At 67.3% G+C, this 12,795-nt stretch carries 11 protein-coding genes; 1 reads left to right on the plus strand and 10 read right to left on the minus strand.

The genetic code is table 11. The features are described from left to right. Positions 1-15 precede the first annotated feature (15 nt). Positions 16-882, minus strand: a complete 867-nt coding sequence (locus tag DN051_RS01725) for a fumarylacetoacetate hydrolase family protein (RefSeq protein WP_112441959.1) — start codon at positions 880-882, stop codon at positions 16-18. Between the two features lie 281 nt (positions 883-1,163). Here DN051_RS01725 and DN051_RS01730 point away from each other — a divergent pair, with 281 nt between their 5' ends. Further along, the gene (locus DN051_RS01730) at positions 1,164-1,886 is read left to right on the plus strand and encodes a TetR/AcrR family transcriptional regulator (protein WP_162624782.1); all 723 of its coding nucleotides are present in this window, start codon (positions 1,164-1,166) and stop codon (positions 1,884-1,886) included. A gap of 266 nt (positions 1,887-2,152) precedes the next feature. Here DN051_RS01730 and DN051_RS44820 read toward each other — a convergent pair whose 3' ends face one another. From DN051_RS44820 to DN051_RS01780, 9 genes are all read right to left on the minus strand, one after another. Continuing rightward, positions 2,153-2,605 (minus strand): Zn-ribbon domain-containing OB-fold protein, encoded by a 453-nt coding sequence (locus DN051_RS44820; RefSeq protein WP_162624783.1) that lies wholly within the window; start codon positions 2,603-2,605, stop codon positions 2,153-2,155. Continuing rightward, entirely contained in the window at positions 2,602-3,786 is a 1,185-nt protein-coding gene (locus tag DN051_RS01745; protein ID WP_112437711.1) for a thiolase C-terminal domain-containing protein, read from the minus strand. The genes DN051_RS44820 and DN051_RS01745 overlap by 4 nt, the downstream gene beginning before the upstream one ends. Before the next feature lie 27 nt (positions 3,787-3,813). Further along, entirely contained in the window at positions 3,814-4,776 is a 963-nt protein-coding gene (locus DN051_RS01750) for an alpha/beta hydrolase (RefSeq protein ID WP_112437712.1), read from the minus strand. Then, positions 4,763-6,394, minus strand: coding sequence for an AMP-binding protein (locus DN051_RS01755; RefSeq protein ID WP_112437713.1), 1,632 nt, complete (start codon positions 6,392-6,394; stop codon positions 4,763-4,765). Before DN051_RS01755 ends, DN051_RS01750 begins: the two co-directional genes overlap by 14 nt. Before the next feature lie 267 nt (positions 6,395-6,661). Further along, positions 6,662-7,519 carry an alpha/beta fold hydrolase gene (locus DN051_RS01760; protein WP_199314838.1) on the minus strand — a complete coding sequence of 286 codons (858 nt, stop codon included), beginning with the start codon at positions 7,517-7,519 and terminating at the stop codon, positions 6,662-6,664. Beyond that, positions 7,512-9,410 carry a flavin-containing monooxygenase gene (locus tag DN051_RS01765; RefSeq protein ID WP_112437715.1) on the minus strand — a complete coding sequence of 633 codons (1,899 nt, stop codon included), beginning with the start codon at positions 9,408-9,410 and terminating at the stop codon, positions 7,512-7,514. Before DN051_RS01765 ends, DN051_RS01760 begins: the two co-directional genes overlap by 8 nt. 420 nt (positions 9,411-9,830) lie before the next feature. Next, positions 9,831-10,592, minus strand: a complete 762-nt coding sequence (locus DN051_RS01770; protein ID WP_112437716.1) for a 3-hydroxyacyl-CoA dehydrogenase — start codon at positions 10,590-10,592, stop codon at positions 9,831-9,833. A 35-nt stretch (positions 10,593-10,627) separates the two neighbouring features. Continuing rightward, on the minus strand, positions 10,628-11,794 hold the full coding sequence (locus DN051_RS01775) for a thiolase family protein (protein ID WP_112437717.1): 1,167 nt from the start codon (positions 11,792-11,794) through the stop codon (positions 10,628-10,630). A gap of 88 nt (positions 11,795-11,882) precedes the next feature. Beyond that, the gene (locus tag DN051_RS01780; protein ID WP_112437718.1) at positions 11,883-12,689 is read right to left on the minus strand and encodes a crotonase/enoyl-CoA hydratase family protein; all 807 of its coding nucleotides are present in this window, start codon (positions 12,687-12,689) and stop codon (positions 11,883-11,885) included. Positions 12,690-12,795: the final 106 nt, after the last annotated feature.

Here is a 12,795-nt window from a genome sequence, read left to right on the forward strand (position 1 = left end):
TAGCTAGGTTGGCTTTCACTTCGTAGGACGGGTGAAGGTGTTTCGCATCGATCCGATCCGGTCGCCCGAAGTCACCAGGACGTCATCCGGCCGCAGTACGACGCGGGGATCCCGGACCCACCCGATGCCCGACGGAGTTCCGGTGAAGACGAGGTCGCCGGGCAGCAGCGTGACGATCGACGACAGGTACTCGACCAGGTGGGGCACATCGAAAATGAGGTCGCTCGTCCGGGCCCGCTGCATCTCGACACCGTTGAGGTGACAACTGATCTCCACGTCGTCGGGATTCGCGAACTCGTCAGGCGTCGCGAGTACGGGCCCCACCGGGGCGAAGCCCCGGTAGGACTTCGCAAGCGAGTACTGCTGCGGTTTCGGCGGAGCGGTCTGAACCGCGCGCTCCGACAGATCCTGGCCCAGCGTGAGGCCGGCGACGTAGTGCCACGCTTCGTGCGCCCCAACGCCTTCGGCGGGTTTGCCGATCACGACGACGAGCTCGGCCTCGAAATCGACGTACTGGCTGGGGAGCACGACGCTGTCAGTCGGTCCGGTGATCGCGCTCGGAAACTTCGTGAAGACCATGGGGGTCGACGGGATCTCGGCGCCGCCCTCGCGCGCGTGCTCCCGGTAATTCAGGCCGATCGCGAAGACCTGCCTGGGAAAGGGAACTGGCGCGGCCAGCCGCACGTCGCTGATCTGCGGTCCGTTCACGGCTCGAGCGCGAAGCTGCGCGTCGTTCCGCCGAACCCACTGACTGAACGTATCCCAGCTCTCGTACAGTTCGTGCACTCGGGCCGACCATCGGCCGGCGCTCGCGGAGACGACGTCGACCAGTCGACCGTCGAACACGAGGGCCGCCCGCCCCGCGGCGTTCACCAGGCGCATGTCCACCCCTCCAAGGCGATCCCCGATAGATGTGCGTCGCAAGTGTCCAGGTGCAACACCAATGGGCGGCGTCTCGCTCGACTCCACCTCGATCGCTTCAGCTGCAAGCCCTCGCACCTCACACGGCGCCCGACTCCACGGCTCGCGGCGTCTGCCGGAGACGCTACATTTTCACTGACCACCAGTCAATGAATTCGGGTCGCGGATTCTGCAATTCCCCCGCGCCGACCCGTATGATCAGCCGCACATCAGCGTTTAAAGCGGACAAGCAAGGGAGCGGCGTGGCCAGATCCGACGAGAACCGGCCGACCACCAGGCGGGCGGAGATGGCGGAGCAGACTCGGAAGCGCATCCTTTCCGTCGCGCTGGACGAGTTCACGCGCAGCGCCTACGCCAACGTCACCGTCGCCGACATCGCGGCCGCCACCGGAGTCGCCAAGGGCCTGGTGTTCCACCATTTCGGCAGCAAAGAGGGTCTGTTCCTCGAGGCGTTGCGTGTCGCGACGGCGGAACTCGACGCCTCACATCACTCCGATCCCCAGCTCCCGAGCGGCGTTCGGATCGCTCAGCGGTTCCGAGGACATCTGTCGTATCTTGCTGAGCACCGGGACCTGGCACTCAATCTGATCCTCCGGGGAGATGACGCCGGTCCGGCTGTCGCGCAGGCTTTCCAGAGCATGCGCTGGTCGGGAATCGACTGGATCTCCCGCCTGCTCGGCCTCGACCCCGACCAGCCCTCGGTGCAGCTGACGATGAACACCTACGTCAACACAGCGGACGACATCGCGACCCGCTGGCTGCAGCAGACCGAGCCGTTCGGGCTGGATGAAGTGACCCAAGCCTTGCTGGAAGTGCTCGTCGGCTCCCTCAAAGCCGCCACGCGCCTCGACCCGGAACTCGACGTCGCAGACGCCGTCGCGAGCCTGGACGCAGCACTCCAGCAAGAGCCGACACTTCACCGGCAAGACACGGCCAAGGCGACGCACGCGCGGGCCACACGCTAGGGTCCGGCCTCGATCGAATCTTGGCCAGCGCAAGAACGATGCGAGGGGGACTGCCTCCTCGCAGCGGATGGCGGTCGTCTTCGCCGGCCCCGCTCCCGGGGCCGGCCGATGGCGGCCGGCCGGAGTCCGCGCAGCTTCAGTAACTCCCCTGCCTGATGGGTGAGTTCACGGTGCCCCGTATCACCTCCACCACGGTCCACCATCCCGTGTCCTTTGAAGACGGACCCCGGATCTCGCCGGCCGGCTCGGGCTCGATGCTCAGGCGGCTATTCCTCAGGGTCCAGCGGAACAAAGCGCGGAATGCAGACATCCGTCGAAATGTGGTCCCAGTGCACTTCGACGGGCATGCCGATACGAAGGTCATCGACGGCTACGTTCCAGAGGTTCGCGATCAGGCGGAGCCCTGGCGCACCGGCGAGGTCGATCACCGCGATCACGTACGGCAACTGGCCGCGGACCTGCGGAATGACCGCATGCCGCACAACGGTGTAGCTGAAGACAGTGCCCTGCCCTGAAAGGGGCCGCCAGATCACGTCCGTGGAGCCGCATACGGGACAGATTGGTCCGGGCATTCGGAACGTTCCGCACCGTCCGCACGCGCAGCCGACCAGGCGCTCCTCACGCGTCGCCCGCCAGAAGGGGGCAGTCCAGCTGTCGACGTGCAACTCGGCAAGGTCCGCGACACTGAACGGGGCCACGTGGTCTATCGGCTCGCTCACCGCTCCACCCCCAGAAGGAGGTTGCTGCTCGGAAGGGGCGCCGGCCCTCCGGTCACCAAGGCGACCTCGGCTCCGTCGACCTGGTTCACAGCATTCCCCCGCAATTGCTCCACGGCTTCGCGAACATGCGTCATGCCGAGGATGTAGGCCTCCGACAGATTGCCGCCATGGGGATTCACCGGGGTTCCGTTGCCGTCGATCGCTCCCCCACCATCTGCCATGTACGGTCCGCCCTCTCCTGGGCCGCAGAACCCGTAGTCCTCGAGTTGCATCAACACCATCGGGGTGAAGTGGTCGTACAACAACGCGACGTCGACGTCCGACGCAGACAGACCGCTCTCTCGCCAGAGCCTCTGCGCCAACGACTGGTGCCCGCTGGTGACGAACGAATCCGCGGGCATGTTCATCCATGTGAGCGCCTTGCCCCAGCTGCCTGTGCCGCCGTGGGCGGACGCAAGGATCCGAACGGGCCGATGGGCAAGTTCTCGGGCGCGCCGGTCCGTTGTGGTGACAACCGCGACTGCCCCTTCCGACTCGAGGCAGAAGTCGTAGAGGCACAGCGGATCGGCGATCATTCTGGAAGCCAGGTAGCTCTCCAAGGTCAGCTCGTCCCTCATCAGCGCCGACTGCCGCGTCTGGGCGTGACGACGGGTGGTGATCGCCACCGATGCGAAATGCTCCCGGGTCGTCCCGTAGACGTGCATGTGCCGCTGGGCAAGCATCGCGAAGGATTGGCCGGGCGACAGCAGCCCCGACGGCACCGAGAAGTCACTTTCGGCAGTGGGTGTGCCCGCGTAGGGGCCGGAGCCCCCCGACGGGGAGAACGCCGCGCCCATTCGACGCCGCTGCTGTACGGCGATCGCCGTCACCACCACTTCGGCCGCACCCGAGTCCACCGCCATCCCGGCAAGCCCGACGGCGCCCGCGGAACCGCCTCCGGTACCGGTGATGGCTGCCGAGAACCGCAGCTCGCGAAGCCCGAGTGTCTGGGCGAGCAGTGCGGTGTCGTAGCCGCCGGAATACAGGGCGAACCCGTCAATGTCGGCCAACTGCAGTCCTGCATCGTCGACCGCGTTGCGGATCGCCTCGATGAGCAGATCCATCGTCGTCCGCGCGACAGTGGCGCCCCGCTGGTAATAGGGAGTGGCGCCCACGCCGACGATTGAACTCGAACGCGTCATGGCGTTCTCCTAACCGAACCGCTGGTTCTACCGATCAGTCACTACATGTGCCGAGAGGCGGGCTCCGAATGCCCGGAAGAGGTCGATGACGAGAGCCTCGGCTCGCGGCGACACGACGCCCATGCCTGCGAAGCCGTGGACAGCTCCAGGAACCACGAGCGTCTGGCTCGTCGCGTTCGATTCACCGATGCTGCGGCCGAGTTGCAGGCATTCGTCAACAAGCGGATCCCTGCTTCCGACCACCAGATCGACTCGGGGCAGGTTCGACGTCACCCTCAGCGGTTCCCACGTCGGCCCGCAGCCTCCTTCGAAGAACTGCGTCCAGAACCACCGCATCGTCGATCTGGCGAGGAAATGGCGGGACGCCATGGCTTCCCATGAGGCCGTCGAACACTCGGGAAACACCGGCGGATAGAACAGGAGCGCCCCGTCGATCACGCGCTCGTGCACCCAGGACAAGCTCGAGATCGAGTGCCAGGCCAAAGTGGCTCCGGCGCTGTCACCGACAACGCCGAGCGACCCCGACCAGTCGGGCTGCCGTTCCGCCCACTCTCTCAACGACAGGACGATGTCGCGGCATTGTGCGAGCATCGCCTCGGCAGACGCTTCGGGGGCTCGCGTGTAGTCCACGCTGACGACCGTCGCGCCAGCATGGTGTGCGAGGCGGCTTGCGACGGCGTCGTGCGTGTCGAGGTCACCGAGGACGAATCCACCGCCGTGGAAGAAGACGACCGTCGGCCGCCGGGTGGTGCCACGCGGTCGGTACACGCGCACACCCACCAGGTCGCCGGCCGCCGGCATCCGCATCTCCTCGACGACGACCTGGCTGTTGCGGGCGCCGCCCCATCGAACCAACGCGCTCGCCATGATGCGGCGAGCGGACTCGACCGGCAGGTCCTCGAGGCCAGGGTGCCCGCTGGCGCCATCCTTGTCGATGATCGCCTGGAACTCCGGCCAGATGCCGTTCGCGGCGTTCTCAGCCGGCGACATACCGTCCCCGTTCGACGTCGTACGTCTTGCCGGTCATCCCGGCGATTCCGAACTCCTTGAGCTTGTACTTGGCGAGCTTCTGGTTGGCGGTCTTGGGGATCTCCTCCACGATCTCCACGTACCGGGGAACCATCGCTCGCGGCAACGCGCCGCGGCAGTAGTCGATGAACGCCGGGATGCCGAACCCGCCGTCGACGACGACGCACACCTTGATCTCCTCGTCCTCGTGCTCGGACGGCACCGCGATGGCCGCCACCTCGATCACCAGGGGGTACTTGTTGATCACGAGTTCGATGTCGTAGGCGGAGATGTTCTGGCTACGACGCCGAATCATGTCCTTGGCACGGTCGACGAAGAAGTACCAGCCGTCGTCGTCCACGTACATCTGGTCGCCCGTGTGGTGCCAGAGATTCGCGAACGCTTCGACCGTCTTCTCGGGCTTCCCGAGGTAACCGAGCATCGTCGTGTGGGGCTCGCGAGGGCGCACCAGCAGCTCACCGGACGTGTTCGGACCGACCGGTGACTCCGTGCTGTCGACGATGCGAAGCTCGAAGCGGTCGTGGTTCGGCTGGCCGCAGGATCCGGCCGGCACCTTGTCCCAGTCGACGGGAAAGGTCGCCACGCCGATCTCGGACTGTCCGTAGACCTCGTAGATCCTGACACCGAAGCGGTCGCGGAACTCCTTCGCGTAGCCGCTGGGACCGGTCCAGATCCCACGCATGCCATGCGCGCGGTCCAGATCGCTCGGCGGCTGCTTGAGCAGGAACGGGATCATACTGAACACCGCGTGTCCCAGCGTCGCGCCGCACTCGATCGCGCGTGCCCAGTACTGGCTGGCGCTGAATCTGCGGTCGAGCTGCATGGCGCCGCCCTTGAGGAGGGTCGAGATGACACCGAGGATGAATCCCAGCGTGTGGAAGAGCGGCATCGGCGAGTAGAGGACGTCGTCCGAGGTCGAGCCCATGCACTTGGTCCAGTCATGGGCGAAGGTGAGTACGTGTCCGTTGGAGAACAGGACACCCTTCGAGGGGCCGGTCGTGCCGCTCGTGTAGTTCACCATGAACAGGGACGACGGGTCTGTGGGGACGAGGTCGTGCAGCGGCCGCGCCGTGCTGATGGTGTGGAACGGGACCAGGTCGGCACCGCCGTTGACGGCGCCCCGAATCACCACCTTGCCGCCGGCCTCCGCGGACAGTGCGTCGAACAGCGGGCGGGTCTGCTGGAAGACCTCGCAGAGTTCCTCGTCCACCACAGCGACTCGCGCGCCGGTGTCGTTTACCACGTAGCCCAGCAGTTCGCCCTTGTATTCGGTGTTGATGGGGGCTCCGGCGGCGCCGATCCGACCGAGCGCCAGCATGCACATGACCATGTCGGTGGAGTTGCCCATGTAGAGGACGACGACGTCGCCCTTCGTCACACCGAGGTCGGAGAAGCCCTGCGCGAGTCGCTTGGTGCGCTCGCACGCCTCCGCGTACGTCGCGGAATCGCCGAGTTGATCCGCGATGAACCGCTTCTGCGGATGGCGATCCGCCATGAGATCGAGCAGCTCGGGCACCGAACCGACCGTCTCGGGCAGGCCGACCCTTCGTGTCCACCCCTGGACCGAGTTCTTGTTCACTTCATTTCTCCTTCCGTGGTGGCCGGCCGCCCCGCCGACCCACCTTCGAAGCGCAGCGTTGATCGGCGTCCAACCGCTGCCGTCGACCACCGACACCCTGAGGTGTCACGGTCCCCAGCAGTTGCTGCCGCACGATCGATCTCCGTGCCGTCCTCGTCGACCTGGACGCGCACATCCATGTCGCACAGCGATGCGACCTCGTCGGGCTCCTCCGGGGCTTCCCGGAGCATCGCCCAGGTGTACTCACTGATCAGTACAGAAAAGACATCACATACGGTCGGTCAGGCCGTTGACGAAGTTGACGACGGGATGGAGGTAGAGACTGCCGTCATCGCCGGTGATCATGTGATCCGCGGCCGTGACGACCTGGACGTCGGCGTGCGGCACCAGTTGTCCGAAGGCCTCGACCCTGCTTGCCGGCACCAGGTCGGATCGTTCGCCCGCAAGCAGGGTGACCGGCACTTTCAGGCGACGCGCGGCATCCTCCACCTGAGCGGCCTGGGCGGTGCCAGGACGATAGGCGTGTGTCAGGAACCTCGGATCCCAGTGCCAGTGCCAGCGGCCGTCGAGTCCCATCCGAAGGTTCTTCCGGAGACCCGGTCGCGGCGTCCGCGTCCTGCCCCGGCCGTCACCCTTGAACCGAGCGATGGCCGCCTCGGCCTCCACCAGGGATTCGAAGCCCTGCGGGTGGGAGGCCATGAACGCAAGGACACGCTCCACCCCCTTCGGCTCCATCTGCGGAACGATGTCGACCAAGGCGAGGCCGACTGCGAGGCCCGGGTTCGCGTCCTGCCCGAGGATCGCGGTGTGGCCTCCGAGGGAAGCTCCGACGAGCACGAAGGGTGGCTTCATGGCGCCCGCGACCAGCATCAGGTCTTCGACCAGCGCGGGCAGAGAGTAGTTCCCGTCCGCCGCCCATGAGGACGTGCCGTGCCCCCTGGCGTCGTAGGCGAAGGCGGACCAGCCGTGCTCAGCGATCCGGGCTCCGGTGTCGCGCCACGGATGGCGGGTCTGACCGCCGCCGTGCAGCAGGATCACCGTCCCCAGGGGGCGCGCGAGTTCCCAGAGGTCACCGCTGAGAGTGCCCGCGGCGCCCCTCAGTGTGACTTCCCGCCGGCTAGTCACGCCGCGCCTCCCAGATGTAGTCATCAGGGTTCACAAGCCGGGTGACCTGGAAGAAGTCGACATTCCTGTAGGGGTAGTTGACCGCCACGCGTCCTGCGGAGTTGCGGTAGTAGGTCTCCATGCCCGGATGCGTCCAGACGAGATTCGCGTGGGTCGCGTCGACGCGCTCGTTGTACGCTTCGGCGACATCCGGCCGGCACTCGACTGCTCCGGCTTCGCTCTCCGCCATCCGTTCGAGAATCTGCAGCACGTAGTTGACCTGGCATTCGATGGTGAAGACGATGCTTCCGCCGTGCCCGGGCTGAGTGTTGGGGCCGTACAGCACGAAGAAGTTGGGGTATCCCGGCACGGTGGTTCCCAGGTAGGCCCGCGCGTTGTCGTCCCACTCCTCGGCGAGCCGGCGTCCCTCGCGTCCGACGACCTCGTAGGTCGACAGGAAGTGCAGGACGTCAAAGCCGGTGGCGTAGACGACGACATCCAGGTCGTACGCCGTGCCGGCCGCCTCGACGCCGGTCGCCAGGACCTTGTTGATCCGATCGGTCACGAGCGTGACGTCGGGTCGGGTGAGGGTGCGGTACCAGCCGTTGTCCAGGAGGAGCCGCTTGCCGAACGGGGGGTAGGGAGGCACCACGACAGGAAGCAGGTCCGTCCGATCGCCGAGCTCGTCGGTGATGTACCTGATGAAGGACCGCCGGTATCCCTCATTGATCTCGTTCAACGACCGCCCCGGGTACGGCCAACTGGGATCCTTGATCAGAGCCGGGTACGTCTTGTCGTTGAACACCCACCCGAGGCGCGCCCGATACCACGCGTGGTACAGCGGCACCTCGCGCAGAAGGAGCCGCACCGCGTCCGGCACGCGCTGGTGAAGCTTCTCGAAGGGAACGATCCAGTGCTGCGAGCGCTGGAAGATCGTGAGGTGCTCCACGCGGTCGGCGATCGCGGGAACGATCTGCATCGCGGTGGCACCGTTGCCGACGATCCCCACCCGCTTCCCCGTCACGTCCAGCCCGTCAGGCCACAACTCACTGTGGAACGAGGGTCCCTCGAAGTCGTCCTTCCCCGGCAGGTCCGGCAGCTTCGGCGGGTTGAAGATCCCGACGGCGCTGATGACCGCGTCGGCCACCATCGCGTCCCGTGATCCGTCCGGCCGCACGAAAGAGACCGTCCACGACTGGTCGTCATCCGAGTACTCGGCCGACAGCACTTCGGTGTTGAAGGCGAAGCGATGACGGATGCCGAACGTGTCGACGACGTGGTCCAGGTACTCCCTGATGTCCGCACCTGGGGAGAAGTAGGACTTCCAGTCGTAGTCGACGAAGGAGTAGGAGTACAGGTGACTCGGAGTGTCGACACCGACGCCGGGGTAGTTGTTGTCGTTCCACACACCACCGACTCGGTCGGACTTCTCGATGACCACGTACTCGTAGCCCTTGGCCTCCAGCGCGACCGCCGCGCACACCCCCGAGACGCCTCCGCCGATGACGATGACACGCGATCGCGGTGAGGCCTCCTCGGACGTCGGACGGAGGTCCATCACCGGTTCCAGCCCGAGGGAGGACGCGATCATCTCCGCGTACTCGTCCGGAACCGGCTCGCCCATCGCCGCACTCAGCATGCGGACCAGCAGCGCGCTGTCCGGACGGGGGATCGCCACCGGCTTGCCGGCGCGCCACTCCTCTATGACACGGAGCGCCAGCTCCCGCAGTTCGCGCTGTTGGTGAGGCTCCAGGCCGCCGGTGTCATGGTCACTCAGTCCGCGCGGGCGGGTCAGACGATAGCGATCGAGAAGTGTCAGGTCGCCGCCCAATTGGACGGCGACCATGAGGAGCGTGGGAATGTTCGCGTGGGTGACGGCTTCTGATAGCGCTGAGCCTTGGACGTTCGTCATGGAACCCCTCGTTTCGCAACGACCGTCCGGCCCAGACTATGGGTCATTGACCGACGGTCACAAGAGTTGTGCACATCTGGATGGCGGGATCGGCAGCGCTGCTTCTCGCGGGCTCAGGCGCGGTGACCCGAGGCCCGCCGCGCGCGGATGGCCCGCGAACTCGACGACGACCGCCGCCCGGCACCCTGGGGCCGGGCCCCGGCACGGGCGACGGGCTCTCGGGCCGAATCACAGCCGGCGTCTCGGAAGCCGACGCACGGTGTGCGATTGCCGGCCGCCGTCACAGCCGCCTTGGACCGTCCCAGGGCTGGGGCGTGTTTCGAGAGCGGCGTCGTCCGCTCGGAGTGCGGACCACCACGGCGCCTGGTGCGTGTGTTCGCGATGCGGAGGGCCGCCTTTGCGCCAGGCTGTGCGGCAGGCTCAACGGGGGGCCATGCGGATGGCGCCGTCGAGGCGGATGGTCTCGCCGTTGAGCATGGGGTTCTCGGCAATGTGCTGGACGAGCGCGGCGTACTCCTCCGGGTGGCCGAGGCGGCTGGGGTGCGGCACCTGGGCGCCCAGGGACTGCTTGGCCTCCTCAGGGAGCGAAGCCAGCATGGGGGTCGCGAACAGGCCGGGGGCAATGGTCACCACCCGGATCTGTCGGCCGGCGAGGTCCCGGGCGAGCGGCAGGGTGAGACCGACGACGCCGCCCTTGGACGCGGAGTAGGCGGCCTGCCCGATCTGGCCGTCGAACGCGGCGACCGACGCGGTGTTGACGATGACTCCTCGATCGCCGTCGATGGGCTCGTTGGCGCTCATCCGCTGGGCCGCCAGTCGGAGGACGTTGAAGGTTCCGATCAGGTTGACCTGGATCACGCCGGCGAAGAGGTCCAGGGGGACCGGGCCGTTCTTACCCAGCACCCGGGCCGGGGTGCCGATGCCGGCGCAGTTCACGGCGATGCGTAGGTGCCCCAGCCGCTCGGCGGTATCCAGGGCCGCGGTGACCTCCTGCTCGTTGGTGACGTCCGCGGGGGCGAAGGCGGCCCGGTCTCCGAGTTCGGCGGCCACGGCGGCACCCTCGGAGGTCGGAAGGTCCACCAGGACCACGAAGGCTCCGGCGTCCAGCAGTCGCCGGGCCGTGGCCAGGCCCAGACCGGAGGCCCCGCCGGTGACGAGTGCGACGTTTCCTGCGATGTTCACTCTGCTTGTCTCCCGTATGGATACGGATGGTGCGATCAGATGCGTTCGACGACGGTGGCGTTGGCCATGCCGCCGCCCTCGCACATGGTTTGCAGGCCGTAGCGGCCGCCGGTCGCTTCCAGGTGGTTGACCAGGGTGGTGAGCAGCCGGGTGCCGGAGGCACCGAGCGGGTGGCCGAGCGCGATCGCGCCACCCCGCGGGTTGAGCTTTTGTGGGTCGGCGCCCACGTCCCGCTGCCACAGCAGCGGCACGGAAGCGAAAGCCTCGTTGACCTCGTACGCGTCGATGTCGTCGATCGTCAGGCCCGATCGGGCCAGGACCTTCTGCGTGGCCGGGACGACACCCGTGAGCATCAGCAGGGGGTCCGAGCCGGTGACGGCGAAGGAGTGGAACCGGGCCCGGGGCCGCAGCCCCAGTCGCTCGGCCGTGGCCGCGTTCATGATGAGAGCGGCCGAGGCACCGTCGGTCAGCGGTGAGGAGTTCCCGGGTGTGATCCGCCAGCCGATCTCCGGGAAGCGCTCGGCCGCGGGCACCTCGGTGAAGGCGGGTTTGAGGGCCGCCAGCCCCTCGGGTGTGGTGGCGGGTCGTACGGTCTCGTCGACCACGTGCTCGCCGACCGGCACGATCTCCCGGTCGAAGCCACCGGACTCGGCGGTGGCCGCCGCCCGCTGGTGGGAGCGGGCCGCGAAGGCGTCGAGTTCCTCGCGGTCCAGCTTCCAGCGGGCCGCGATCAGCTCGGCCGACAGGCCCTGCGGGATCAGGCCTTCTGGGTAGCGGCGGCTCAGCAGCTTGCCGGAGGTGTCCGCGCGCCGGGCATTGGAGAACATCGGCACCCGGCTCATCGACTCCACGCCGCAGGCGATCGCGATGTCGTACGCGCCCGCGAGCACGCCCTGTGCGGCGAAGTGTGCGGCTTGCTGACCGGAACCGCACTGGCGATCGATAGTCGTCGCCGGAACCGATTCCGGGTAGCCGGCCGCGAGCAGGGCGGTGCGCGTGATGTTGAGGGCTTGCTCGTCGGTCTGCGATACGCAGCCGCCGATCACGTCGTCGACGAGCACGGGGTCGAGACCGTTTCTCTCGACGAGGGCCTGGAGCACGGTGGCGAGCAGGTCGACCGGATGCACGGCGGACAGGGCGCCTCCCGGCTTGCCCTTCCCGGACGCGGTACGCACCACGTCGACGAGGACGGCGTCCTTCATCTGAGGTCCTTTCGCAGACTGCCTGGAATAGGAGGTGAGCAGCGCGGCGTCGCCTGCACCGGGCCGGGCTGGGTGGTGGCCGGCGCTCTCATCGGCCCTGCCACACCGGAGCGCGCTTCTCAGCGAAGGCGCGGGCCCCTTCCAGGGCGTCGTCGCTGTCGCGGACGACCTGCCACTCGCGGCTGTTCTCCTCCCAGATCGCACGCTCCCGGTCCGGTCCGAAGGCCTCACTGTGATGGATGAGGCGCTTGCTGGCCCGAAGGGCCAGTGGGGCACCCGCAGCGACGACCTCGGCCAGATCCAGCGCCACCTCGACGGACTTGCCGGCCGCCGCGACCCGGTTGACCAGGCCCCATCGTTCGGCTTCAGCGGCGTCGAGGGGCTTACCGGTGAGCGCCATCTCCAGTGCGATCTTCTTGGGCACCTGGCGGGGCAGGCGCAGCACGCCGCCGGCCGCGGCGAACAGCCCGCGGCGCACCTCGGGGAGGCCGAACTGCGCGTTCTCGTCGGCGACGACGAGGTCGCACGCCAGGGCGATCTCGGTCCCGCCCCCGAGGGCAAAGCCGTTGACGGCTGCGATGACCGGCTTGTCGACGAAGTGGTTGACGAGACCGGCGAAGCCCCAGTCCTCGTGCCCGGGGGCCATGACGGAGCGACCGGCGGCCGCCTCCTTCAGATCCATACCGGCACAGAAGGCCCGCCCGGCTCCGGTGACCACTGCCACCCGCAGTTCAGGATCGGCGGCGAACTCCTCCAGCGCCTCGCCGACAGCCGTCGACAGCGCCGCGGTCACCGCGTTGAGGGCCCGGGGCCTGTTGAAGGTGATCAGTGCGACCCCGCCGAGGCGCTCCATGGTGGCCGCCGGCTCGACGGCCTCCGTGCTCACGTCCGTCATCGCCATCCTCTCCGGATACTTACCTATCGATCGCTAAGTACGGTAGATCGCGCCTTTCTCGAGGTCAAGAGAACGCATCGATTGACCAATCGCCAGCCATTCCCTA

The organism is Streptomyces cadmiisoli (genome assembly GCF_003261055.1).
In the GTDB taxonomy this organism is placed as follows: domain Bacteria; phylum Actinomycetota; class Actinomycetes; order Streptomycetales; family Streptomycetaceae; genus Streptomyces; species Streptomyces cadmiisoli.

Excerpts from the sequence above, each read along its gene's own strand:
- DN051_RS01725 (WP_112441959.1), bottom strand. The coding sequence starts at position 882 with ATGCGCCTGGTGAACGCCGCGGGGCGGGCGGCCCTCGTGTTCGACGGT.
- DN051_RS01745 (WP_112437711.1), bottom strand. The coding sequence starts at position 3,786 with ATGACGCGTTCGAGTTCAATCGTCGGCGTGGGCGCCACTCCCTATTAC.
- DN051_RS01750 (WP_112437712.1), bottom strand. The coding sequence starts at position 4,776 with ATGTCGCCGGCTGAGAACGCCGCGAACGGCATCTGGCCGGAGTTCCAG.
- DN051_RS01765 (WP_112437715.1), bottom strand. The coding sequence starts at position 9,410 with ATGACGAACGTCCAAGGCTCAGCGCTATCAGAAGCCGTCACCCACGCG.
- DN051_RS01775 (WP_112437717.1), bottom strand. The coding sequence starts at position 11,794 with ATGAAGGACGCCGTCCTCGTCGACGTGGTGCGTACCGCGTCCGGGAAG.
- DN051_RS01780 (WP_112437718.1), bottom strand. The coding sequence starts at position 12,689 with ATGACGGACGTGAGCACGGAGGCCGTCGAGCCGGCGGCCACCATGGAG.